At 60.0% G+C, this 23,963-nt stretch carries 25 protein-coding genes; 9 read left to right on the forward strand and 16 right to left on the reverse strand.

Features of this window, described 5'->3' with window-relative positions:
- Positions 1–41: 41 nt before the first annotated feature.
- On the reverse strand, positions 42–1,589 hold the full coding sequence (locus HDF10_RS10060; protein ID WP_260177794.1) for a YncE family protein: 1,548 nt from the start codon (positions 1,587–1,589) through the stop codon (positions 42–44).
- A 76-nt stretch (positions 1,590–1,665) separates the two neighbouring features.
- Between HDF10_RS10060 and HDF10_RS10065 the strand changes: the two genes are divergently transcribed.
- A complete protein-coding gene (locus HDF10_RS10065; protein ID WP_183812964.1) occupies positions 1,666–2,553 on the forward strand; it encodes a DUF92 domain-containing protein in 888 nt (295 codons plus the stop codon).
- A gap of 211 nt (positions 2,554–2,764) precedes the next feature.
- Here HDF10_RS10065 and HDF10_RS10070 read toward each other — a convergent pair whose 3' ends face one another.
- Both HDF10_RS10070 and HDF10_RS10075 read right to left on the reverse strand, forming a co-directional pair.
- Complete coding sequence (locus HDF10_RS10070) at positions 2,765–3,439, reverse strand: YdcF family protein (protein WP_183812965.1); 675 nt, start codon at positions 3,437–3,439, stop codon at positions 2,765–2,767.
- A 131-nt stretch (positions 3,440–3,570) separates the two neighbouring features.
- Positions 3,571–4,215, reverse strand: coding sequence for an L-threonylcarbamoyladenylate synthase (locus HDF10_RS10075; protein WP_183812966.1), 645 nt, complete (start codon positions 4,213–4,215; stop codon positions 3,571–3,573).
- Positions 4,216–4,358: 143 nt separating this feature from the next.
- Between HDF10_RS10075 and HDF10_RS10080 the strand changes: the two genes are divergently transcribed.
- The 4 genes from HDF10_RS10080 to HDF10_RS10095 all read left to right on the forward strand — a co-directional run bounded on the left by HDF10_RS10080 (position 4,359) and on the right by HDF10_RS10095 (position 7,771).
- Positions 4,359–5,171, forward strand: a complete 813-nt coding sequence (locus HDF10_RS10080) for a TrmH family RNA methyltransferase (RefSeq protein WP_260177795.1) — start codon at positions 4,359–4,361, stop codon at positions 5,169–5,171.
- A gap of 218 nt (positions 5,172–5,389) precedes the next feature.
- Positions 5,390–6,760, forward strand: coding sequence for a replication-associated recombination protein A (locus HDF10_RS10085; protein WP_183812967.1), 1,371 nt, complete (start codon positions 5,390–5,392; stop codon positions 6,758–6,760).
- Between the two features lie 49 nt (positions 6,761–6,809).
- Positions 6,810–7,265: a VOC family protein gene (locus HDF10_RS10090; RefSeq protein WP_183812969.1), complete on the forward strand. Its 456-nt coding sequence runs from the start codon at positions 6,810–6,812 to the stop codon at positions 7,263–7,265.
- A 71-nt stretch (positions 7,266–7,336) separates the two neighbouring features.
- The gene (locus HDF10_RS10095; RefSeq protein WP_183812971.1) at positions 7,337–7,771 is read left to right on the forward strand and encodes a hypothetical protein; all 435 of its coding nucleotides are present in this window, start codon (positions 7,337–7,339) and stop codon (positions 7,769–7,771) included.
- Positions 7,772–7,810: 39 nt separating this feature from the next.
- Here the strand turns inward: HDF10_RS10095 and HDF10_RS10100 are convergent, their stop codons facing one another.
- The 8 genes from HDF10_RS10100 to lnt form a co-directional block, all read right to left on the reverse strand.
- Positions 7,811–8,221, reverse strand: coding sequence for a YybH family protein (locus HDF10_RS10100; protein WP_183812973.1), 411 nt, complete (start codon positions 8,219–8,221; stop codon positions 7,811–7,813).
- Positions 8,218–10,323: a protein-disulfide reductase DsbD family protein gene (locus tag HDF10_RS10105; RefSeq protein ID WP_183812975.1), complete on the reverse strand. Its 2,106-nt coding sequence runs from the start codon at positions 10,321–10,323 to the stop codon at positions 8,218–8,220. The genes HDF10_RS10100 and HDF10_RS10105 overlap by 4 nt, the downstream gene beginning before the upstream one ends.
- 37 nt (positions 10,324–10,360) lie before the next feature.
- A complete protein-coding gene (locus tag HDF10_RS10110; protein WP_183812977.1) occupies positions 10,361–10,783 on the reverse strand; it encodes a CoA-binding protein in 423 nt (140 codons plus the stop codon).
- Between the two features lie 29 nt (positions 10,784–10,812).
- Positions 10,813–11,349: a DinB family protein gene (locus HDF10_RS10115; RefSeq protein WP_311732728.1), complete on the reverse strand. Its 537-nt coding sequence runs from the start codon at positions 11,347–11,349 to the stop codon at positions 10,813–10,815.
- A gap of 51 nt (positions 11,350–11,400) precedes the next feature.
- Positions 11,401–12,162 carry a class I SAM-dependent methyltransferase gene (locus HDF10_RS10120; protein ID WP_183812981.1) on the reverse strand — a complete coding sequence of 254 codons (762 nt, stop codon included), beginning with the start codon at positions 12,160–12,162 and terminating at the stop codon, positions 11,401–11,403.
- A 98-nt stretch (positions 12,163–12,260) separates the two neighbouring features.
- A protein-coding gene (gene prfB, locus HDF10_RS10125) for a peptide chain release factor 2 (protein WP_183812983.1) occupies positions 12,261–13,395 on the reverse strand; the annotation gives its coding sequence in 2 pieces (ribosomal slippage) (positions 12,261–13,325 and positions 13,327–13,395; 1,134 coding nt in all).
- Between the two features lie 52 nt (positions 13,396–13,447).
- Positions 13,448–13,903 carry a hypothetical protein gene (locus HDF10_RS10130; RefSeq protein WP_183812985.1) on the reverse strand — a complete coding sequence of 152 codons (456 nt, stop codon included), beginning with the start codon at positions 13,901–13,903 and terminating at the stop codon, positions 13,448–13,450.
- A gap of 2 nt (positions 13,904–13,905) precedes the next feature.
- Positions 13,906–15,576: an apolipoprotein N-acyltransferase gene (gene lnt / locus HDF10_RS10135; protein ID WP_260177796.1), complete on the reverse strand. Its 1,671-nt coding sequence runs from the start codon at positions 15,574–15,576 to the stop codon at positions 13,906–13,908.
- A 74-nt stretch (positions 15,577–15,650) separates the two neighbouring features.
- Here lnt and HDF10_RS20920 point away from each other — a divergent pair, with 74 nt between their 5' ends.
- The 3 genes from HDF10_RS20920 to HDF10_RS10145 all read left to right on the forward strand — a co-directional run bounded on the left by HDF10_RS20920 (position 15,651) and on the right by HDF10_RS10145 (position 18,703).
- Positions 15,651–15,782 (forward strand): hypothetical protein, encoded by a 132-nt coding sequence (locus HDF10_RS20920; protein ID WP_257025438.1) that lies wholly within the window; start codon positions 15,651–15,653, stop codon positions 15,780–15,782.
- Between the two features lie 143 nt (positions 15,783–15,925).
- On the forward strand, positions 15,926–18,325 hold the full coding sequence (locus tag HDF10_RS10140; RefSeq protein ID WP_183812987.1) for an APC family permease: 2,400 nt from the start codon (positions 15,926–15,928) through the stop codon (positions 18,323–18,325).
- Positions 18,326–18,442: 117 nt separating this feature from the next.
- Positions 18,443–18,703 carry a hypothetical protein gene (locus HDF10_RS10145; protein ID WP_183812989.1) on the forward strand — a complete coding sequence of 87 codons (261 nt, stop codon included), beginning with the start codon at positions 18,443–18,445 and terminating at the stop codon, positions 18,701–18,703.
- A gap of 110 nt (positions 18,704–18,813) precedes the next feature.
- On the opposite strand, the gene HDF10_RS10150 is transcribed toward HDF10_RS10145, so the two are convergent.
- Together HDF10_RS10150 and HDF10_RS10155 are read right to left on the reverse strand one after the other, a co-directional pair.
- Entirely contained in the window at positions 18,814–19,356 is a 543-nt protein-coding gene (locus tag HDF10_RS10150) for a class I SAM-dependent methyltransferase (protein WP_183762049.1), read from the reverse strand.
- Between the two features lie 118 nt (positions 19,357–19,474).
- Positions 19,475–19,897: a bactofilin family protein gene (locus HDF10_RS10155; RefSeq protein ID WP_183762052.1), complete on the reverse strand. Its 423-nt coding sequence runs from the start codon at positions 19,895–19,897 to the stop codon at positions 19,475–19,477.
- A gap of 227 nt (positions 19,898–20,124) precedes the next feature.
- Between HDF10_RS10155 and HDF10_RS10160 the strand changes: the two genes are divergently transcribed.
- Complete coding sequence (locus tag HDF10_RS10160; RefSeq protein WP_183812991.1) at positions 20,125–21,018, forward strand: hypothetical protein; 894 nt, start codon at positions 20,125–20,127, stop codon at positions 21,016–21,018.
- A gap of 6 nt (positions 21,019–21,024) precedes the next feature.
- Here HDF10_RS10160 and menC read toward each other — a convergent pair whose 3' ends face one another.
- From menC to mazG, 3 genes are all read right to left on the reverse strand, one after another.
- Positions 21,025–22,155: an o-succinylbenzoate synthase gene (gene menC / locus HDF10_RS10165; protein WP_183812993.1), complete on the reverse strand. Its 1,131-nt coding sequence runs from the start codon at positions 22,153–22,155 to the stop codon at positions 21,025–21,027.
- A 90-nt stretch (positions 22,156–22,245) separates the two neighbouring features.
- The gene (locus HDF10_RS10170; protein ID WP_183812995.1) at positions 22,246–23,013 is read right to left on the reverse strand and encodes a GNAT family N-acetyltransferase; all 768 of its coding nucleotides are present in this window, start codon (positions 23,011–23,013) and stop codon (positions 22,246–22,248) included.
- A complete protein-coding gene (mazG, locus tag HDF10_RS10175; protein ID WP_311732729.1) occupies positions 23,010–23,882 on the reverse strand; it encodes a nucleoside triphosphate pyrophosphohydrolase in 873 nt (290 codons plus the stop codon). Before mazG ends, HDF10_RS10170 begins: the two co-directional genes overlap by 4 nt.
- Between the last annotated feature and the right edge of the window lie 81 nt (positions 23,883–23,963).

Genomic DNA, 23,963 nt, shown 5'->3' on the forward strand with positions numbered 1-23,963 from the left:
GGATGGCTTTCTTTTTGCGGTCATCAGTTGTCTGGTGTGGTCTAGGGTTGAGTGACGCGAACCGCGACACCTGCGCCTTGCAAGGGGACGGTGGTGTCGATGGCGTCCGTATCGGTGCGGATGACGGTCATGAAGTTCGAGTCCGGCGATACGACGTAGACCTTGCCGGTGGGCGTGCCGCTGGTGACGGCGATGTAGTTCGGATGGCCGTTTTTGAACGGTGTTGCTGCATCGATATTGATGCTGAGAGGTAGCGGGACGGTTGCGATGACGGTGTTGGTGTTGAGGTTGATGACCGAGACCGTGCAGGTGGTGGTGGCGGCGGTGACGGCAACTCCAGGGGCTGCGCAGGGCAGGTTCTTGTTGCCCTGGTTGACGACGTAGGCGCGGCTGTTGGTGGTGTCCTGGAGGACGCCGACCATGACCGGGTTCACGCCGACTGGAACGGTCGCGGTGACGGTGCCGAAGCCGATGGCGTCGACGGGATTATTGAGGTCGCAGTTCGGGTTTCCGACCTGAGCGGTTGCCGAGCAGAGGGGGATGCTGATGATGCTGAGTGAGCCAGGGTTGACGCCATCGCCTGCGTTGGCGACGAGTACCTCATTCCGAACCGGGGCGAAGTCTGCCCAGAGCGGGTTAACCGTCGCGGGATTGGTGCACGCGGGAGCGATGCAGAGCTGGATGGGATTGGTGGGGTTAGTGGGATTGGTCTGGCTTACCGGGACCGTGTCGAGCGCGTTGGTCTGGGCGTTGATGACTGAGACGGTGCCGTCGCCCTGATTGAGAACGAAGGCGCGCTTGGCATCGGCGGTCATGACCCCGTAGACGGGATTGACGCCCAGTGGAAGCGGCGTAGGGTCGATGGTGTTGGTTGCCACTTCGATGGTGCTGGCCTGGCCGGGTGCGCCTGGAGTAAGGCTCGGGCTGAGGGCGTAGACGCGCGGGGCACCGGTTACGCCGACGGTATAGACGGGCGTAAAGGCCGGAGCGATGGAGAGCTGCTGGCGGAGTGCGAGGGGAGAGCCGGTGAACTGCGAGATGACACCCTGACCGGGATTGATGGTCGGATCGGTGACGTAGGTGTTGGCGCCTTCGGGAAGGATGGCGACCGGATTGGCACCGGGGAGCAGGGTGGTCTGGAGGATCTGGCTGGTGAGCAGCTGGGTGTCGATGTCGAAGCTGGTGAAGGTGTGGTCGCTGTTGAGCGTGTATCCGGTGTTGGCGGTTGAGGTGGTGGTGGTGCCGCCATTGAGGATGAGGTAGTAGGGGTTCACACCGACGTTAGCGGTGATGAGGATGGTGTCACCCGAGAAGTCCACGAAGGTGATTAGACCTGGCTGGGGTTTGGCGGAGGTGCCGGTGTTGGAAACGGCTACGGCAAACTTTTGCGGCTGGGCGGCGGGCCCGACAGGGTTGATGGCGCTGACGACGGGGCGGTAGTTGTTGCCGCATCCACTGACCGAGGCCAGAACGGCGGCGACCGCTGCGAGGCTGAGTGTAGCGCGGAGGGCCTGAGTTGCAGACCTGACGGAGCGCCGGTGTGGCCGCGACTGGGTGGTTCCTTGTGCTTCGATACTTGCTAAGTGCAAAACTGCTCCCGCGTTGGTGCTGGTGTTGGCTATGCTCAAGGTTCGATTGTAAATCACGGAATGGCATGAGGTTGGGATGGGCGAGGAAATACAGGGATCCGGGAGGGATGCGCAGAGAGAGCCACACTGGGCGAAGGCGATTCCGCGGTCTCGGGACCGCTGGCAGTCGAGGTGGCTGGTCAGGGTGGTGGCTCCGCTGCTGGTGCTGGGAGCGGTCAAGGCTTGCGTTTCGACGGTTGCGGGAGGCTCGGCGCGGTCACTTCTCTTCCCTGTCGGGTTCAGCGTGGGGTTCGCCGGGTTGGTGTGGATGCTGCGATCGGCTACGTTGCCGGCGGCCGGGGTGGGGCTGCTGGTGTGTCTGATTTCGGCGCTGGTGGTGAGAGTGCCGGGCGGTTTGGGATTTTTTGCGCGGCCTGCGCTGTGTGCTTTGATTGCGCTGTTTGTGCTTACCTTCGTCGCGACTCGATTTGGCATGCGGCGGAAAGAGGCGCGTGGTCTGGCGGAGGCTCGAAGCGGGAGGCGCGCTTCGCAGGTGGTGGCGAACCTCGGAGTCGCGGCGTTGTGCGCGGCTATGACACGATATGGGGCGGGATGGTATGGCGGGTGTCTGGCGGCGCTGGCCGAGGCTACGGCGGATACGATGTCCTCCGAGATTGGGCAGGCGCTGGGTGGGAGGACGTGGTTGATCACGAAGTTTAGACGAGTGCCGGCGGGAAGAGATGGAGGAGTGAGCGTTGCGGGGAGTTTGAGTGGAGTGGTGGGCGCGGGGTTGGTGGTGTTGGCGGGATCGCGTGGTCTTGCGGGGTGGAGAGAGGGTGCCGTCGTGTTTGGCGCTGCTTGTGCGGGCCTGGTGTTTGATAGTGTGCTGGGGGCGACGGTGGAGGAGCGAGGGTGGCTGGGGAATGATCTGGTTAATTTTTTGTCGACGGCGTTTGCGACAGGGGTGGTTTGGTTGTGGCTGTGAGTAAGTCGGCGACCTCATTTTCATAAGAAACGTTTTACAAATTGGAGACGGAAGGCGGGGTCTCTCCACTTCGTTCGAGATGACGATGTCTGTGGGCTAGGAAGAAAAGGCAACCGCAGGTCCCCTTCAGGGATGACAACAAAAGGACAAGCAACGACAACAACAACGACAACGACTCAACAACAACAGCGACGGCAACGACAGCAGCTAACTAGATTTCGGGTTTGCCTTCGAGCCAGCTGTGCAGGAAGGCTACGTTGATGTTGAGGCGGAGGGCGGTGTAGCTGATGATCTCGTGCACATAGCGCATGGTCAGGTCGTAGTTGCTGATGTGGCCGAGCGAGGGGCGGGGCGAGGTGTAGACGTCGAGGCCGGCGTCCTGGCAGAGCTGGCGGATGCGGAAGAGATGGGTGCCATCGGAGACGACGACGATGTGGTGAAGGTTGTTCTCGTGGGCGATGGCGGCGAGGCGGTGGACCTGCTGCTCGGTGTCGATGGAGCGGGTCTCGGCGATGATGTTGGCGAAGGGGATGCCGTTGGCGAGGAGGTAGTCGCGGCCTACTCCGCCTTCGGTGTTGCCGGAGTCTTTGTCGGTGCCGCCGCCGAGGGTGATGACGAGTGGGGCGATCTGTTTGCGGTAGAGCTCGACGGCGTGATCGAGGCGGGCGTGGAGAACGGGGGAGGGGTGGCCGAGGTACTCTGCTGCTCCGAAGACGGCGATGGCGTCGGCTGGCTGGGCGTTGTCCTGGCTGGCGACGGTGTCGATCTGCACGTAGAGCCAAATGCACCAGGCGGTGGTGATGAGGAGCAAGAGCCCGAGGACGCGGCAGAGGTAGAGACCGCGTGTGGTGCTTCTGCTGCGCAGATTGGATTGAGGCGCGATCATGTTTTTCCAGAGAGCGAGCGAAGGCCCAAGGCTATGCCAGAGAGTTCAACTTTTGCATCGAGCTAGTCTACAGGGTTGGACCTTGAGGCTCGACGCAAAAAGTTGTAGAGGGTCGGTTTGAGGACAAATCGTTAGTGCTGGAGGGCGAGGGCGATCTCGTGGGTGGGGATAGCTCCTTCGCGGAGGATCATCCAGGAGTTGCCGCCGCCGGAGAGATCGACGATCGTCGTAGCCATAGTGCGGGCGGTGGGGCCGCCGTCGACGATGAGGGGGATCTTGTCGCCGAGCTGCTCGCGAACTCCGGTGGCGTAGGCGCACTCGGGGTGACCGGCGAGGTTGGCGGAGGTGGCGGTGATGGGCAGGCCGAGGCGGGTGACGACGGCGCGGGGGATGGCGGCTTCGGGGACGCGGAGGGCGAGGTTTCCGGTGTTGGCGGTGACTCGGAGGGGAAGCCTGGAGCCGGCTTTGACGACGATGGTGAGCGGGCCGGGCCAGAACTTTTCGGCGAGGCGATCGAAGGCGGAGTCGAGATGGCGGGCGAGCTCGTAGGCCTGGGCTACCTCGGCGATGAGGAGCGAGAGGGGCTTATGGCGGGCGCGGGCTTTGAGGTCGTAGATGCGATCGACGGCCTGGAGATTGACGGGGTCGACGGCGAGGCCGTAGAAGGTGTCGGTGGGGAGAGCGACGACGTTGCCGTTGTTGAGGCTGGCGACGACGTAGTCGATGAGCGCTGGTTCGGGCTCGTCGGGATGGATGCGGAGTGTTTCGGCCGTCAAATCTGGCTCCTGTGCCGGTTGGTCCGTCCGCTTGGGCCGGGTGTTGCTGGCGATGCCGCAGTATCGCACCTTAGCATACCGCCTCTGTGGGCTCAAGGACAGCGGGGCGAGTGAGAGGCGGGGACGGCGTAAGATTTGGGGAGATGCAGACTCCGGAGCTGGTGGTTTCGAGTAGAGCGAATGCGCGGGTGAAGCAGCTGCGGGCGGCGTTTCAGGGCCATGCGCGGCTGAGTGGCGGGATGGTCGCGATTGAAGGCGATCATCTGCTGGAAGAGGCTCTGCGAAGCGGGATGGTGCTGAAGAGTGTGTTTGTGAGTGAGCGGCGGGCGGTGCCGGGGATTGTGCCGCGTGGGGTGGAGGTGCTACGGCTGACTGAGGAGGTGTTTGAGAGTGTGGTGGAGACACAGTCGCCGCAGGGGGTGGCGGCTTTGATGGTGCCACCGGTTAAGACTTTGGCGGATTTGTTTGAGGGCGCGGCGGCGACTTTGATTTTGATTGCTGCGGGCGTGCAGGATCCGGGGAATCTGGGGACGCTGGTGCGGTCGGCGGAGGCGTTTGGTGCGAGTGGAGTGCTGACGACGCCTGGGACTGTGAGTGCGTGGAATCAGAAGGCGCTGCGGGCTAGTGTGGGGAGCGTGTTTCGCGTGCCGGTGGTTGGTGTGACTGCTGCGGAGGTTGCGGAGTTGAAGGGGCGCGGGGTTCGGTTGATTGCCGCTGTGGGGGCGGATGATTCTGGTGTGGTTGCGGCGCAGGAGATGGATTTTGTGGCGGCTTGTGCGGTGTTGATTGGGAATGAAGGCAGCGGGCTGGCGGCGGAGTGGATGGCGGTGTGCGATGCGCGGGTGACTATTCCCTGCCCTGGGCCGGTGGAGAGCTTGAATGCTGCGGTGGCTGGGAGTTTGTTGTTGTATGAGGCGAGCCGGCAACGAGCGGTGCGAAAGGTCTCCGGATCATGAATCACTGCAGGAGTGAGTCCAGGACTATGGTGATGCGATCTTCTACTATCCCACCCATCGCGATGAGACTGCGATGGATGGGGCCCCCTCGCATTTGTGACGCATTGAGGAGAACAACGACAACAAAGACGAAATACGGGGGTCTCTCCACTGCGGCGGCAAATTGCGCCGCCTCCGGTCGAGATGACGGCGATTTTTGCAGGGAGTGAGGGAGAGGAATGAGTTTGTTTGATGCTAGTCCGATGAGTGCTCCGGCTGCGCGGGGGCGGCAGACGCCGTTGGCGGAGAGGATGCGGCCGCGGACGCTTGCGGAGTATGTCGGCCAGGATCATCTGCTGGGTGTGGGCAAGCCGCTGCGGTTGGCGATTGAAGGCGATGACCCTACGTCGATGATCTTCTGGGGGCCTCCGGGGACTGGGAAGACTACGCTGGCGAAGATTATTGCGCAGATGACGGAGGCTAGCTTTATTGAGTTCTCTGCGGTGTTGAGTGGAATCAAAGAGATCAAGAATGTGATGGTGGAGGCGGAGAAGGCTGCGAGTTTTGGGTCGCGGACGATTCTGTTTGTGGATGAGATACACCGATTCAACAAGGCGCAGCAGGATGCGTTTCTGCCTTATGTGGAGCGGGGGACGATTCGGCTGATTGGGGCTACGACGGAGAATCCTTCGTTTGAGATCAATGCGGCGCTGCTGTCGCGGTGCAGGGTGTATACGCTGGTGGCGTTGACGGAGGAGCAGATTGTCGGGCTGCTGCGTCGCTCGCTGGTGGATGTTGAGCGTGGGCTGGGAGCTAGTGGCGTTGAAGCGGATGAGGAAGCGCTGGCTACGATTGCTTCTTACTCGAGTGGGGATGCGAGGAATGCTCTGAATGCGCTGGATGTGGCGGCGAAGCTTGCTGTCTCCCTGGAACCAGCGGGGCGCGGGGAGAGGCTGATTACGAAGGCGCTGGCGGCGGAGGCTTTGCAGCGGCGGGTGTTGCTCTATGACAAGAAGGGCGAGCAGCACTATGACATTATCTCGGCGCTGCATAAGAGCGTGAGGAACTCGGACCCGGATGCGGCGATGTACTGGCTGGGACGGATGCTTGAGGCTGGGGAAGATCCGATGTACTGCGCGCGGCGGATTGTGCGGATGGCGGTGGAGGATATTGGGTTGGCCGCTCCTGAGGCGCTGAATCTTTGTTTGAGTGCGCGGGATGCGATGCATTTTCTGGGGCATCCGGAGGGGGAACTGGCGTTGGCGCAGGCGGTGGTTTATCTGGCGCTGGCTCCGAAGTCGAATGCGGTTTATACGGCCTATGGTGCGGTGAAGGCGGATATTGAGGCGACGGCTGCGGAGCCGGTGCCGCTGCATCTGCGGAATGCTCCGACGAAGTTGATGAAGTCGCTCGACTACGGCAAGGACTATCAGTACGCGCATGATGTGGAGGGGCGCGTGGCGGATATGGAGTGTCTGCCGGCGGGGTTGGCGGGACGGCGCTACTATCATCCGACGAATGAAGGGCGAGAGAAGCTGCTGGCGCAGCGGATGGAGGAGATTTCGCAGATCAAGATTTCACAGATCAAGGGACGAAAGCGGGAGCCGTAACGTGATACGTTAGCTCGGTTCCCGGATCATTGACTCCTGAGGTGCTTGCTTGGAATCCTATCCTCCGCTTATTCCTTATCTGGTGGTTCGCGACGCCGCGGCTGCGATCGAGTTTTATAAGACGGCTCTGGGCGCGATGGAGATCGTGCGGCATCAGATGCCGGAGTCGACCAAGATTACGCATGCTCATCTTGTGATCAGTGATGGAAGCATCATGCTTTCAGATGATTTCCCGGAGATGACGGGAGGCAAGTCGTCGACGCCCGAGGCACTGGGCGGCTCTCCGGTGACGATTCATCTGCAGATGGCCGATGTGGACAGCTTCTGGGAGCGTGCGGTTGCGGGAGGCGTGACCGTGACAATGCCGCTGGCCGATCAGTTCTGGGGCGATCGCTATGGTCAGTTCACCGACCCGTTTGGGCATAAGTGGTCTGTGGGGCAGACGAAGGTTTCGTTGAGCGAGGAGCAGTTGAAAGAGGCCGCGCGGGTTTGGTTCAAGATTTAGCGGCGATAAGTCAGAAGATAATTATTGGCTTGTTCGACGGATGAGACCGCGGATCAAAAGGAATAAGAGAAATGGATGAAGAACAGAGCAGGTTTCTCAACGAACGTCTTAGTCGTCTCGCCGAAGAACAACCAAGAATTCTCTTATTGAGAGATAAGCTACTGCAGATTGGAGGCACGCACTTAGTTCCTCCCACAGAGCCAGACCCCGATCTCGAAGATCTTCTTATTCAAGGTTTCACAATTGAGGGAAGTGTCCGCTTTGAAGAAATGGCTGAAAATTCTTGCCATTGGAATGTCGCTGCACTCTGGCTTCAGAAAAAACAGGCGTTGGTTGCAGTTGCGACCGGCTACGCGCTTAGCGATGACGGACTTTGGCGTCAGCATTCTTGGGGGATCCAAGATGATGCAATCTTAGAGACAACCGAGCCAAGGAAGTGTTACTTCGGGTTGCATATGCAAGGAACGGAAGCCAATTCCTTCTCACGCCGCTTCTTCAGCGAATAAATCACCTATTCGGCGTACTTCAGTGAAGCGGTAGCCAGACTAGACGAGGGTTAAGAGATTTGCGTCGCGCCAGATGCGCCACTGGCCGTCGGAGCCGCGGCGGAGGGCGGTGAGGACGTTGCCGGCGTGCTTGCGGGTCTGGCCGCCTTCGATGGGGGTGAAGGAGACTTCGAGGAGGTTCCAGCAGAGGGCGAGGTCGCCGCTGATGGTGATCTCCTGCACGTTGGAGCGGCAGGTGAGATGCACCATCGCGATCATCGCGGCGAAGGCTTCGGCGAACTGCTTGCGGCGCATGGGCGCGCTTCCGGAGGTGAGGAAGATTACGTCGTCGGTCATTAGCTGCATTTGGGCGGTTAGGTCTCCGGCTTCGGAGGCTTCGCCCCAGGCGTCGATGAGGGCGCGGATCTTTTGCTCGTCGGATTGCGTGGACTCGGCGGGCTGTGAGGTCATGGCTTCACGTCCTTTTCGAGGGCGGTGAGGACGATGTCCTTGGTGAGGAGTTCGGGGAGGACGTCGGCGGAGGAGTTCTTCATCGCGGGATAGATAACGTAGGTGGGGACGCCGCTGCGGTTGACTGAGGCGAGCTGTTTGGTGATCTCAGGGTCGTACTGGGTCCAGTCGGCCTTGAGGAGGGTGACGTGGTTTTTGCTGAATTGATGCTGGACGTCGGCGGATTTGAGGACGGCGCGCTCGTTGACCTGACAGCTGAGGCACCAGGCGGCGGTGAAGTCGATGAAGACGGGATGGCCGGCGGCGCGGGCCTGATCGAGGGCCTGTTGCGAGTAGGGCGCCCAGACCAGCGTAGTGTCCTTCGGTTGATAGAGGGGGATGGCCAGGCCGAGGGCGGCGATGAGGAGGGCGGCGATGGCGCTCTTCCAGCTTGCGGGCCACTTGCCGAGCGCCCAGCCGGCGATGGCGAGGGCGAGGAAGCACCAGAGGAGGCGGGCGAGGTGGTCGACGCCCTGACTGTTGCCGCTGTGGAGGTTGCCGTAGACCCAGGCGAGCCAGATGGCCGTGCCGAAGAGGGGGACGGCGGTCAGTTGTTTGAGGATCTCCATCCATGCGCCGGGGCGAGGGAGGATACGGGTCCATGCGGGTTGGAAGCTGAGGAGAAGGTACGGAGTGGCGAGGCCGAGGCCGAGGGCGGTGAAGACGGCGAAGGTGACTCCGGCGGGTTGTGCGAGGGCGAAGCCGATGGCGGCGCCCATGAGGGGCGCGGTGCAGGGTGTGGCGACGATGGTGGCGAGAACTCCGGTGAAGAAGCTCCCGGTGTAGCCCTGCTTCTGGGCGAGGCCGCCGCCTACGCTGGTGAGGGAGAGGCCGAGGTCGAACTGTCCGGCGAGGGAGAGGGCGAAGAAGAAGAGGCCGGCGGCGAGGACGGCGATGAAGGTTGGGGATTGAAGCTGGAAGCCCCATCCGGCCTGACTGCCGGTGGCGCGGAGGATGAGAAGGACGGCGACGATGATCCAGAAGGAGACCAGGATGCCGAGGGTGTAGACGATGCCGTGGCTGCGGAGGCGGCTGCGCTCTTCGCCGGAGGATTGGACGAGGGCGAGGCCCTTGAGGAAGAGGACCGGGAAGACACAGGGCATCAGGTTGAGGATGATGCCGCCAACGAAGGCGAGGCCGATGGCGCTAAGGGTGGTGACGTTGCTGGTGGCTGGGGCACCGGGGAGTTTGCTGCCGGGTGCGGGGGCGACTTCGCCGGGGGTTACGGGGGCGGCGATCTCGTAGGCTTCGGTGTCGGAGAGCTTGAGGACGCCGTGGAGTTTGGTGGGCAATACTTTTAGGTCTTCGGAGCGGCGAACGAAGAGGCGGACACCGTCGGAGGTGGGTTCGATCTGCTGGGGGGCGGCGTTGGCGATCTGATCCTGATCGGCTGGGTAGAACTCGGCGTTGGTCTCGCGACCGCCGGTGACGAGGTTCAGGACGAAGTCGGTTTTGCCGCCGGTGATGGTGAGCTTGGCGTCGGCGGGGAGCGGCTTGGGGATGAGGGTGAGGGCTTCGCCGATGGCGCCGACGGGTTGTGCCGGTGCCGCGCCGGGGACGACGTTGAGGTTGAGGCCGAGGTGGGCCTTGCCGGGGATGCAGACCTCGCGGCAGACGAGCCAATTGATCTTGGCATCGAGATGGATGGGGCCGGGCTTGAGGGTGCTGGCGGCGGTGAGTTGGACCGGGAAGGCGACCTCATCTTCGTAGCCGAAGTCCATGAGCGGGCCTAGCGGAAGGCGGCTGGGAATCGGGAACAACATGGGACCGGCGGTGATGCCTTCGGGGAGGGTCCAAGTGATTTTGGGTGGCTCGCCGGAGTCGCCGGCGTTGATCCAGTAAACGTGCCAGTGCTCTTCGAGAGTGAGGACGAGGCCGACCTGGAGGGTGCCGCCCGGGGCGATGCTGGGGGAGAGAGAGACTAGTTCGGCGGTGAGATGCTGGGCTTTGACGGGGCCCGGGCCGCCGTCGCCGACGACCTGAAGCTGGGCGTGCGCGGGAGTAAGAAACAGGGAGGCGCAGGCGAGGAGCAGGAGGGCGGAGAGTTTGCGTACGTTATTCATTCAGTTCCAATTGTAGGGGTTCGGATGTGGGGTGTTGTCATCGGGGTGTCAGGTAGCGGTGTTCGACCATGATGCAGCGACCCATGACGACGTGGATTCCTGCAGCTTCGGCACGCGTGGCGGCTTCTAGATTGACGATTCCCTGCTGGACCCAGAGGTTGGGGAGGTTGAGCTGGATCATCTCGTCGACGATGGCGGGGATGAGCTTTGGCAGGCGGAAGACGTCGACGATGTCTGGTTTGATGGGGAGATCGGAGAGTGATGCGTAGGATTTTTCGCCGAGGACGTGGGGGACAGAGGGGTTGATGGGGTAGAGCTTGTAGCCGTGCTGCTGCATGTAGGCGGAGACGTAGTGGCTGGGCCTGGAAGGGTCTTCCGAGAGGCCGATGACCGCGATGGTGCGCGGGTTCTCTTTGGCGGTGACGCCTAACATGCTGCGGATGATCTCTGGTTCGTTCATTTTTGTTTTGAGGGTCTCTACGTCGGAGTCTATCTGGGCCATGCGCCTAAAAGACGGCGGATGACGAGCAGTTCGCCGAGGTGGTAGGCGTTGTGGTCGGCGACGAGGAGAGCCTCGCGGAGCAGGTTCTGACCGTCGCCCCAGCGGAAGGGCTTGTAGAGGTCGGAGTTGGGATCTTCGATCAGCGAGTGGAAGTGTTCGGCGTCGGAGCGAATGGTGGCGATGCATTGATCCCAGGAGTTGGTCGTGGGTGGCTGCGGAGACTTGGGCCAGTACTCGTCCGGCCACTTCAAGCCATGATAGCCGCCGGTGGGGGGAGCGGAGAAGTTGAGTATGTCGCGCTGTGTGATGCGGAGGTGATCGAGGATCTGCCAGGCGGAGTAGGGGAGGTTGGGTAGAACGGTGCCGCGGAGACTGGCTGGAAAGTCGTTGATGACTTCGTCAAAGGTGGCGTGGGCCTGACCGCCGTGGAGAAGGGCGATCAGCTGTTTGCGCAGGGGCGCTTGTTCGTCTGATGTCTGCTTCTTGTCGCTCGTCTTACCTATGCTCGGTTTGGATATGCTCACTGAGTTTTGCCTCCGATGTCCCATTTGTTGGATGCGACCGAGGCACCAGAGTTACATCGGTTTGCGGGCAATTACGACGGTGAGAGGTGGGAACGTTGTGAGCAGGCTGCCTCGTCTCTTTTCTACGATGAGACCGGCGGCGGCTAATTCTCTGGCGTATTCACCGGTGAGTTTGTAGTCGGAGAGGAGCGCGATGCCGCCGGGTTTGAGGACGCGGACGATCTGCTGAAGCGCTTGAAGGCGGGTTGGCCGGTCGTAGATATTGTGGATGCAGAGGTTGGAGACAATAACGTCAAAGGTGCCGTCAGGGAAGGATATCGTCTGCGCTGGCTGGCTGAGGAGGGTGCAGTATTGAGAGATGCCTTCGAGATCGAGGTTATGCTGGGTGGCCGCGGAGGAGTTGCCGCCCATGTCAACGTTGGACCAGACGTCGATGCCGGTGGCGTGGCCTGTGCCTGAGAGCGCGGCGATGCGTTTGGCTGCCCCTGCGAGGAGAAGGCCGCGTCCGCAGCCTACGTCTAGTACATTTTCGTCACCACGCCATTGGTGGAGGCTGAGCATGAAGTCGCGATGGCGAAACTTGCCTACTTTGACGTAGAGAAGGAAGAGAAAGCCTTCTGCGATGAGGAAGCCAGCAGGCCAGTAGAAGCTGCGAGCATTTAGTTCGACCGGACCGAGGTGAAGGATGTGCGGTGAGAAGATCGCGAAGAGCAGGCAGGCGGTGCCGATGAGAAAAAAATTGCGCATGACGGCGGGTGCGTCAACGCCGTAGTCGGGCTTCGTTGATAGCGAGGAGGACAAGGGCTTCTCCAAGCTGATGTCTCCTCAATGTGAGACATCAGCTTGAATGAGTATCCCTTGTCCTCAGTTTCTGCGACAGTGCCGCTTGTCATACCGGGGAATGACAGATGTCATGCAACGTCGTCGTCTTCAGCAGCTTCGGCTGGGAAGTTGCCCTCGCGGCGCATGCGGAGGTAGCCGCGGATGAAGGGCTCGAGGTCGCCGTCGAGGACCTTGTCTACGTCGCCTACTTCGACTCGGGTGCGTAGGTCCTTGGCCATGCGATAGGGCTGGAGGACGTAGCTGCGGATCTGCGAGCCAAACTTGATGTCGAGTTTTGAGTCTTCGAGTTTGCGGGCGGTGGCCTTCTTCTTGTCGAGCTCGTACTCGTAGAGCTTGGAGCGCATCATCTTCATGGCGCGCTCTTTGTTCTTGTGCTGGGAGCGCTCGTTCTGGCAGCCGGTGACGAGGCCGGTGGGGATGTGAGTGATGCGGACGGCGGAGTCGGTGGTGTTGACATGCTGGCCGCCTTTGCCGCCGGAGCGGTAGGTGTCGATGCGGAGGTCTTCGGGCTTGATGTCGATGACGATGGTGTCGTCGATCTCGGGCGAGACGAAGACCGAGGCGAAGCTGGTGTGGCGGCGCTTGGCTGAGTCGAAGGGGGAGATGCGGACCAGACGGTGGACACCGGTTTCGCCGGAGAGCAAGCCGAAGGCAAAGTCGCCGGTGATGGTGAAGGTGGCGGATTTGATGCCGGCCTCATCGCCGTCCTGGATCTCGTTGATCTCGACCTTGAAGCTCTGGCGCTCGCCCCAGCGGATGTACATGCGCATGAGCATCTCGGCCCAGTCCTGACTCTCGGTTCCGCCGGCGCCGGGGTGCACGGTGACGATGGCGTTGAGGGGATCGGTCTCCTCGGAGAGCATGGTTTTGGATTCGAGCACTTCGGCGAAGTTGAGCAGAGCGGGGATCTCTCGGGCGAGGTCGGGCTCGGTGTTTTCGCCTTCGCGGGCTAGGTCGAAGTAGGCTTCGATGTCGTCGGAACGGCGGGCGAGTTCGGCGTCGTCGGCCAGGAGTGTTTCGAGGCGTTTGCGCTCGCGCATGAGTGGCTGCGAACGCGAGGCGTCGGCCCAGACGGTGGGGTCGGCTATCTTCTCTTCAATGATGGAGAGTTCGCGGCGGAGTCTGGAGGAGTCAAAGATACTCCCGCAGAGCGCGCACTTTGTCGCGGACCGGGGAGTAGGAGTATTCGAGATCGCTAAGCATAAGGTTTGATTTTAGTGCATTTCTAACTAAGAAAGACGCGAAGGATAGGGAATCAGTCCCGGCGTATCTCAGACAGCCGCGGGTCCGCAAGATAAATCAGATCACAGATCGCGAATACCTCTGTTGCTAGAGTTCCAATAACTGCATTACGGTCTAAAGCTTGAGAGATGAGCGGACTTGAAGCAATATTACGAGCACTGGAATCCTGAACCATGAATGAAGGCCCTGTTTCCAGTTGCCGGAAAGCCACCGACACGGCTTGTCGATCAGAAGCTTGTGTATCTTCACCCCACTTTCCAACGATCAAATCAAACATTGCGTCGGGCATTGTATGAAAACGAGTCCATTCCACGAAGTACGCTGCAATCGCTGCGTCAGAACGGTAGACGTATCCCCAGACACGCGAAGTCATTTCACCACAACAGGCGCATGGTCCGAATAACTTTTGATCTTCAGAGTTGATCTCTAACTCAAGTTCGCTCTGTTGAGGTAAGGTGATACGTTCCATCGCTACATCCTAGCAACAGACATGTGTCGGGTCAGACTAAGAACGAGCGCAAGCGTTGTCACAAACGCACAGAGGTAAGCAAAAAGGTCGCCGTGGGCGGCGTAGAAGGTGAGGTCGTGCTCGTAGCCGAAGTGGACGCGCAGGCTAGAGCGCAGGTGGCGCGGGAGTGCGGTGATGACGTGGCCGTAGGGGTTGATGGATGCGGTGACGCCGGTGTTGGTGGCGCGGAGGACCCAGCGGTGGTTTTCGATGGCGCGCATGCGGACCATGTTGAGGTGCTGCCAGGCGGCGCTGGTGTCGCCGTACCAGCCGTCGTTGGAGATGTTGATGAGAACGTCGGCGCCGTGCTGGGGGAGCTGACGGATCTCGTCGCCGAAGATGGACTCGTAACAGATGAAGACGCCGTAGGTGTGGCCGCCGGTGGAGAAGACGGTGCGCTGGGCTCCGGGGGAGAAGGTTCCGACTTCGTTGAGGAGATTCTTTGCGAAGAAGAAGAGGTCTTTGAAAGGGACGTACTCGCCGAAGGGGACCAGGTGCATCTTGTCGTAGTGGCCGTCGAAGGTGCCGTCGGGATTGATGAAGGAGGCGCGGTTGTAGGGGGTGTAGCCGGATTTGTTGGTGGGGCTGGGCTCGAAGCCGATGTTGCCGACGATGACCGGCGCTTGTGCGGAACGTGCCAGGGCGGACATCGCGCTGCGGAACTGTGGGTCTATGTCTTCAAAGGGCGCGGGGGATTCGGGCCAGACGATGAGGTTGGTCGCGATGGGCGGGTTGGCTTCGGACTCTTCTTGGTCGCGCGGTTGGACGAGGTAGAGGGTCTGGGTGTCGCGGAGCTCGGGGGTGCCAAGGAGAAACTTTCTTGAGGGGTGGCGGCTGAGATAGGAGAAGGAGTCGAGGAACTGCTGGGTTGTCGGTTGGGGGCCGGTGTTGGCGGCTCCTACTTCGAGATTTTCCTGGACGAGTGTTGCGGTTGCGGTGGTGGTCGTCGGCTTCGGGTTTGCGATGAGGCGAAGGCCCAGGACGTACACGACGACGATGAGGACCCCGGCGATGGTGAGCGCGGGACGGGTGTACCGGCGTTCGCGGAGGCGGACGCGAACGAGCCAGAGGGCGTTGACGGCCGCGATGACGAACGAGAGGCCGTAGGCTCCGGTGATGGGGGCGAGGCGGGTCAGCAGGGGGTTGTCGACCTGGGCGATGCCGAGAAGATCCCACGGGAGGCCGGTGATGCGAGCGCGGGCGAGTTCGACGGCGACCCAGGCGAAGGGGACGAAGACCAGCGCAGACTGACGGCCGAAGCGAGTTCGGAATGCCGCGAGGAGCGCTCCGAAGAGAGCGTGATAGAGGCCGAGGTAGAGACAGAAGAGGATGAGAATGCCGGCGGCGATGGGCTTGGCGAGGCCGCCGTAGAGATACATGGTCTGGTAGATCCAGTAGCAGTTGCCCAAGTACCAGAGGAAGCCGCAGAGATAACCGATGGCGGCTCCCTGACGCAGGGTAAGTGGGTTGTTGTTCTTGTTGTTAGCGAGGAGCGCCCAGAGGAGAGGAAGGAGTGCGACCCAGCAGAAGGTGGTTCGCCAGACAGGGACGGGCCCCGCGATGGGAAAGGGCAAAACCTGAAGAATGCCGGAGAGGACGGCCATGGCCCAAAGTCGCAGGGGGATAAGTCGCATCGCGTCTGAAGTCTAACATTGAGCTGACAATTTCCAGTTAGTTTTCAGGCGGTTGCGAGATACAATGGATGCGCATGGATTTCGTCATTCATCTCGTTGCAAAGATTGTTGTCCCGCTGTTTTTTATTGGGATGGCGGGTTCCGCAGTCGTGATCGTGGTGAGTTTTGCAGAAGATTTGAAGGAGTTGCTGGGGGATGAAGAATAGCTGCCGACGGTGGAAGCAGGATCGTACTCTGCTCTTTCCGGTGGGTGTTGGCAGTGTTCCACTTAAGGTGGGGGAGTGGCCGTCGAACATGCTGAAGTTATTCAGTGTCGCTGGCTGTTCGGGTTATCAAACAGCAAACCACAATGGGATCTAAACAGACGATCACTAAGCCGCAATCGAACCGCGTCCGCCTGGTCGTGGCGTCGTCGGTGATGCTTACTTTTATTTCGTTCTGGCGAGCGGCGGCGATCGTGCTGAACGACCTGGGGTCATCGGCATTCTACGCAGGTGGCATTGCGGAAGAGGCGGTGGGCAAGGCTGCGCCGTGGTTCATCCTGGGCGTGATGCTGTTCAGCTTCGCGGTGCGTGCGGTGTACGTCGAAAGCTGCAGCATGTTCACGCGCGGCGGCGTGTACAGGATTGTGAAGGAGGCGCTGGGCGGAACGTTTGCGAAGCTGAGCGTGTCGGCGCTGATGTTCGACTACATTCTGACGGGGCCGATCTCTGGCGTCTCGGCCGGGCAGTACATTGTCGGCTTGCTGAATGAGGTGTTGCGGCTTTGTGCGGCGCACCACTGGGCTATCAAGTTGGTGGTGCATCCCAGCGGCTCGGCTCGACAGTTGCCGGTGGATGGAACCTCCGCGGCGATTGCAGGACTTATCACCATCTACTTCTGGTGGCAGAACACCAAGGGAATCGAGGAGTCGAGCGATAAGGCTCTGAAGGTGATGAAGATCACGACTGTGATGGTTGTGATTCTGCTTTCCTGGGGAGTCTTCTCGGCGATTCATGTGGGGGCACATCTTCCGCCGTGGCCTACGCCGGACAATCTTCACTTCAGCACCGATGCTCTGGGGTTCTTGAAGCACACGGGATTCATGAGGTCGCTGGGCTTGTTCGGTGTGCTGATGGCGTTTGGACACTCGGTGCTGGCAATGAGCGGGGAAGAATCTCTGGCTCAGGTAAATCGCGAGATTGAACATCCGAAGCTGAAGAATTTGAAGCGCGCCGCGATCGTGATTGCGATCTACAGCTTCATCTTTACGGGTATCGGTACGCTGCTGGCGGTGATGCTGATTCCTGACACGGTGCGAGTGCCGGTCTATCGCGATAACTTGATCGCTGGAATGGCGATGTTCATGGTAGGGCCGCTGGCGGTGCGGATCGGCTTCCGCGTCTTTGTGGTGATTGTGGGATTTCTGATTCTTGGCGGGGCAGTCAATACCGCGATCGTGGGTTCGACCGGCGTACTGATGCGGGTAGCCGAGGATGGGGTACTGTCGGACTGGTTTCGTAAGCCGCAGAGGAAATATGGGACCAGCTATCGCATTGTAAATCTGGTTGCAGGGCTGCAGGTCTTCACGATTCTTGTGACTCGAGGCAACGTCATTATGCTGGGCGAGGCGTATGCGTTTGGCGTGATCTGGAGCTTCACCTTCAATGCGCTGGCGATGCTGGTGCTGCGATGGAAATATAAGGGCGAACGCGGCTGGAAGGTGCCGCTGAATATTCGGATCGGGAAGACGGAGATTCCTCTGGGACTACTCTGTGTCTTCCTGGTGCTGCTTACTACAGCAATCGTGAATTTATTTACCAAATCGGTAGCTACGGTAAGTGGAATTATCTTTGCGGCTGCCTTCTTTGTAGTTTTTTCTCTTTCGGAGAGGGATAACAAGCGTCGTCACGATCTAACCACGAGACAGATGAAAGAGCATTTTCAGCTGGAGCATCAGGATAATGTGGGGCGTGAGGCGTTGGATATTCGCCCAGGCGCGGTCGTGGTGACAATGCGCGACTCGGCCGCACCGTTTGCGCTGAAGTGGGCTTTGACGCACACCAATACGGACGATCAGGACCTGGTGGTGCTGGCTGCTCGAATGATGGGCGCGGGCGGACCGGAGTATGTCGACGCGTCGGAACAGTTATTCAGCGAACACGAGCAGATGTTATTTACCAAGGCTGTGTCTGTCGCCGAAAGCTTCGGGAAACATATCTCGCTGCTGGTAGTTCCCGCCGGAGATATTTTTTCGGCGCTGGTGCAGACGGCTAACTCGCTGGATGCGGCGGCTGTGGTCTCCGGACTATCGACCAAGCTTACTGCCGAGGAGCAGGCTTACCACGTTGGCCAGGCGTGGGAGGCCCTGCCTGAGCCGAAGCGGCAATTTACTTTTTATGTCGTCAAACCGGATGGTGAGTCACTGAGCTTCCACATCGGTCCTCATGCACCTACGATCGAACCGCACGAAGTACAGCTTGTGCATCGTCTGTGGCTCAACATTCGGCGCGCGCCGGATATGCAGGATCTACACCACAGCGACATACTCGCCTATGCTTTGACCCGCATGGCGACTGAGTTTGCGCGGGACAAACAAGGAACTCTGAAGGATCTGCAAAGGTGCATTGACGAGTCCCATCATCGTCGCGGACTGGGGGGCTCGCGGCACGAGGAGTTGGATGAAGCTGGACCTGGGTATGCGATCCGCGCTTCGAAGACCGTACCTAGTACGGAAGAAGATAACGTCACTGCCGCTAAAACGAAATAGCCTGACGAGTTACTTATTGTTTGCATCGGGTTAGTTGCTTCTGTATCGTCATGAGGTGGCAATAAAAAAATTGGTCCTATGAGTAAGTCGACCTGATGAGGCCACTGGAGGTAACACGTGGAAGTTAGCCGCATAATTGCCGAGATAGATGCCCAGATCGTAAAGCTCCAGCAAGCTCGCGCGCTACTGGCTGGGACGACGGCAACGACAAAGCGCACAGGCCCTGGCCGTCCCAAAGGCAGTAAGAACGCAGCTGCTGCAACGGCGGCAGCAACGGCCCCTCGCAAACGCAAGTTGAGCCCCGAGGGCCGCAAACGAATCGCCGACGCGATGAAGAAGCGTTGGGCCGAGCGCCGGAAGCAAAATGCAAAGGGATAAATTTCCGGAAGATTTCCGGTAAAGAAAGCGAAGGCGCCTCCAGTCGGGGCGCCTTCATTTTTCGCTCTGGACAGCTGTGATGATGCCTAACCTGCAGGTTGGCCGCGCGCTTAGCGTGTGATGATGACCTCACGCAGGCTGTCTTTGGCAAGGAAGAATCTGAAGTTACTAAATTCACTAAACAGGTTTTCGATCTTGCGATTATTGAAGATGTTGAGCAGAGGATAGTTGCCTGCGCGCTGCATCTCGACTACATCGGTATCGGTCAGATGATAGCGACAAAAGAAGGTCTCCGGGCTGCTTGTCTGGTGAAAGAAGGCGAGCATAAGGCCGCCAGGTTGTAGAACTTTGTGGATGCGTGCCAGCACAGGCGCTATCAAAGGTTCGGGCAGATAGTCCGCCGTGTCCCAGAAGATGACGACGTCAAAGACACGGCCCGAAAAATTGAGATTACTTTCGAGAAATCGATCGACATCGAACCTAGGTTCCTGCCCGTCTTCGCCGGGAGTGAGCCACTCCGGCTTTGAGGCCTCGTCTACGACGCTCGCCATATAGATGCTGTGGCCCAAGCTGGTGATGTAGTTGATGTTGGTGGACGAGGTAGGTCCGATGTCGAGGATACGCAGAGATTCCTGCGACTGCAGGTGCTTCAATAACTCTTTCCACCCGCTGGAGTGACGCGGGATACGACCGGTGTCGCCACCTCGTGGAGTGCTTGTACTATCGCTACCGCCGAAAAGGCTGCGCATGAGCCCGCTTCCCTTTCTAGTTCTATGCCTGTGGTTGAGTGAAGAGAGGAGCGCCGGACTCGACTGGCGCGGAGTGCGTTGCGGCAGGAGTGGAAGACTTGGACTTTGCTTCGGAGTTGCCTTTGAGTTCGACGCTTCCCTTCAAGACCGCGCTCTCCTCGATGCAGAGTCGGCCGGCCAGGATGTCTCCGTTGACGATGGCCGATTGCCGGAGGTCGACGCGCCCCGTGGCTTGCACGTTGCCGGTCAGATGACCGAATACGGTGACGTCGCGGACGTTGATATCGGCCCGTACGCGCGCGTTGGGTCCAATGGTCAAGCCGCTCTCTTTGAGAGTGATGGTTCCTTCGATGTCTCCGTCGATGTAAAGGTCTTCCTCGCCGGAGAGTTCTCCTCGAATGACGACCGACTTACCGATGACGGTGGAACCCTCTGCTGGTTTCATAAGCGTTTTGTTCTCCCTTGAGGTTCTGCCTGCTACACATGCACCTTGCCCGAACTATACCCAAGCTCATGCCGGGAGGCAAACCGCGAATACTTTGTCCCCCTTCGTGAGTCATAAGAAGAACCATAGAATGGGGAGATGAGAGGTGTGGATTGGTAAGAGGTACCGTGGACACATGCGAGGCAGCTTCAGTCAGCAAGCCCCGATTCATGGCAGTTTCTGGGCAAATGAGGTCACGGAAGCGGAACTTCTCTGGATATCTTCTGTTCCTGGTGGCCGCGGTGGGAGGGGTCGCCCGTGCACAGAACGCCACTACGACGAAAGATGTAGAGGAAGCGACCCTGCAGTCGATACCGGTTCGCTCCTGGATCGTCGACGCAGCGAAGAACGAGTTGGAAGCACTGCATCACACAGACTCTTACCTGCGGTATCGCACGCACACGGTGAGCGAGAAGGGCGACATGGTTCGCGACGTAGTTGAGAGTAAAGACGGGACGGTGGCGCGGCTGATTATGAAGGACGGAAAACCGCTGACGGAGGAGCAGGATCAGGGCGAGCGGCAGCGGTTGAACGACATGATCGCGTCACCTTCGGCCTACTTCAGGCATGTTCGGAATGGTGAGTCGGACCGGAAGATGGCAGATAAGTTAGTGCCTCTGATGCCGGATGCGATGATCTATACCTACACGCCGGGGCAGCCGCAGTCGGGCAAAAATGGCGGGGCACCGGAGGTCGTGATCGACTACAAGCCGAACCCGAAGTTCAGTCCGCCAAGTACTGAGGCCCAGGCGTTGACCGGGCTTGAGGGGCGAGTCTGGATCGATGCCAGGTCGCACACACTGGTTCGTATGGAAGGGACGATCTCGCGGGGGGTGAACTTCGGCTGGGGCATGCTGGCCCATATCTATCCGGGAGGCAAGCTGGAGCTGGATCAGACCAGCGTTGGAGAGAATCGATGGATCTTCACTTACTTCTCGATGAAGCTGAGCGTGAGAGCGCTGATGCTGAAGACGGTAAACGTGCATACCGAGTCGACGGCCAGTAGCTTTCAGAAGCTTGGGCCGATGAGCTATCAGGATGCAATTCGGATGATGCTGGCTACGCCGCTGCCGGAGCGGTAAGCGACATCACGCGGTTACGCGAGCCTTGGCATTGAGGGTCTGCCGGCGCACGGTGAGGGACTCGATGCGGTCGCGCCGGACTTCGAAGCCTCTGCCGATCGTCGTGGGCACCGTGATCTCTCCGCATGCGCTGACGGCAACCTCCGGCTCGATGATGTCCTCGGCCCAGTAGCGGCTGGAGGCGGAGACGTCGCCGGGCAGCGAGAAGTTAGGCAGAGAGGAGAGGGCGATGTTGTGGGATCGGCCGATACCGGTCTCCAGCATGCCGCCGCACCAGACCGGGATGGCGCGCTCTTCTGCCGCATTATGAAGGGCGATGGCCTCGCTGAATCCGCCTACGCGGCCGACTTTGATGTTGATGATGCGACAGGACTCCATGTCGATAGCGGCGAGGGCGTCGCGACGGTTGCGGATGGATTCGTCGAGGCAGATTGAGGTTAAGAGGCGCTTCTGCAGCATGGCGTGGAAGTAGAAGTCGTCGTACCAGAGAGGCTGCTCGATCATGAGCAGATTGAATCGGTCCCATTCGACGATGTCGTCAAGGTCCTTCATGCGATAGGCGGAGTTGGCGTCGCAGCTGAGGGTGATGTCGGGCCATCGTTTGCGGACCGCTTCGAAGATGCTGACATCCCAGCCGGGCTTGCACTTCAGCTTGATCCGCTGGTAGCCGGCAGCGAGTTCAGCGGCAATCTTATCCATCAGGTGGGCGGGCGAGGGTTGGATGCCGATCGAGACTCCGCAGGGAATAACGTCGCGGGTTCCGCCGAGGAGTTCAGCGAGCGAGACGCGTTTGGCCTGGGCTTCGAGGTCCCAGACGGCGTTTTCGAGCGCAGCTTTGGCCATGCGATGGCCGCGAACCTGGCGGAAGATGTCCGGGCAACTGCCGCCGCGTTCCACATTGGCTTCGAGCAGACGGGGGGCAAGCTCCGACTCTGTGATGAGCCAGGCGGTGTCGATGGTCTCGTCGCTGAAATAAGGGTGTTCGCCGGCGACGCACTCGCCCCACGCGGTGAGGCCGTCGGATTCGAGTTCGACGAGGAGGATGCGGCGGCTGCTAGTGAGGCCGAAGCTGGTCTCAAAGGGATGAGCTAGCGGCAGGTTGATCTCGCGGAGGTGAATCGCGTCGATGTTGAGCATGTGCAGTCCTGTCTTTCCGAGTTGCTGGATCGTAGCGGGTCTGTTGGGCGTGGCTCAGTGAAATTGTACTGCGATCGTGGGGCTGGTGGGTCAGATCTCCACGGTGTTCTTCCACGGACCGAGGAGGAAGGTGCCGTTGCCTTGTGGGTCCCGTTCGTATCCAACCACGGCCAGCCCGCGCTGAAACGCCGCTTCGAGGGCCGTCCGGTTGTTGCTCTGCAGGGTTCTGGCGAGGTTTCGTTGCTGAGCGTCCTGCTTCCATTGGTAGATCGTGTGGGGGACGGTGATGCGTTCGACGATCTGCTGCGGCTGCGGCTCGCCTCGCAGCAAATCAGCGACGTGGCGGGAGCGCAGCCACCACTCCGCGTAGAGCCTGTCGGTGGGAAGGCCACCTTGCAGCGGGGAGGAGGAAACCCCGTAGAAGTCAGGGTGATAGCGCCGCACAATGGTGCCGAGCCGGCTGATATTAAGGTGTGAGTTCTTGATCTCGAGAGGATCGAACGTCCACTCCATCAGGTCGAAGCCGCGGGCGATGGCATCGTCGCGCTGCGCGAGCTTGAGGCGGCGGCCGATGCCGGCGTTGCGGTACTGGGGGAGGACGGCGAGCATGTAAGAGTGGAGATAGGATTTGCCGTCCCGATAGCCCGGCAAGGACATCGCGAAGCCTACGAGGATCTCGCCGTCAAAAGCTCCCAGCACCTGGCCGCCGATGCGCTGTGCGACGACGAAGACACGCCGGGGGACTATGTCAGCGTCGCTATAGCGCCAGACTTCAAGCTGGAGGACGACGCAGCTCTCAAAATCCTCGAGGCTGGTGAGGGATTGAATGTGGATGGCTGTCTGAGGGCTGGCGTTCATGACCTTGTCGACTCGGTGGTGGCGTTCTTCGCCTGGTTCCATAGTATTTCGAGCTGATCGGGGCTGGAGGCGGCCAGAGCGGCGCTATTGCCCGCTGCAGACTCCATTGCAGCGAAGCGACGGCGAAACTTTGCGTTCGTAGCACGCAGAGCGGATTCGGGATCGACCTTGAGATGTCGCGCAAGGTTGACGGCTGTGAAGAGAATGTCGCCTAGCTCCGCTTCGATCGCTGTCGTGGAGCTGTCGGGCGAGGAGGGATTCAGCTCGGCCTTGAGTTCGTTGATCTCTTCGGCAAGTTTGTCGAAGAGGCCATCGGAGTTGGGCCAGTCAAATCCTACTTTTGCGGCGCGGGAGCCTAGTTTGCCCGCTTCCATGAGGGCCGGCATCGAGCGAGGGATCTCGTCGAGCATGGATGTTTGCGAAGTTTGCGTTGATTTGAGTGCCTTCTTTTCGGTCTGTTTAATCTGCTCCCAGTTGCGCAGAACGGCGTTGGAATCAGCGGCCTCCGCGTCGCCGAAGATGTGGGGATGACGGCGAATCAACTTGGCGTTCAGATTTTCCGCTACATCCTGGATGGTGAAGTAGCCGGCCTCGGAGGCCATCTGGGCGTAGAAGAGCACCTGGAGGAGGAGATCGCCGAGCTCGTCCTTTAGATCGGGCCAGGCGCGGCGTTCGATTGCATCGAAGACCTCGTAGGTCTCCTCGAGGGTGTGGCGCTTGATGGAGTCGAAGGTCTGTTCGCGGTCCCAGGGGCAGCCATTCGGAGCGCGCAGACGGGCCATGATCGCCACTGCCTCAGCTATGGGGTCTGTGGCAGAGGCGGCAGCTTGCGGGAGATTCTCGGGGATCGACTCGGGCATATCTTCCATATCTTCTATCTTCTGCTTCAACTTTACCCGATGACTTATCTCTATGACTTAGTAGATGACCGGGCTTCCGGAGTGGAAGTA

The organism is Tunturiibacter empetritectus (assembly GCF_014201375.1).
Lineage (GTDB): Bacteria > Acidobacteriota > Terriglobia > Terriglobales > Acidobacteriaceae > Edaphobacter > Edaphobacter lichenicola_D.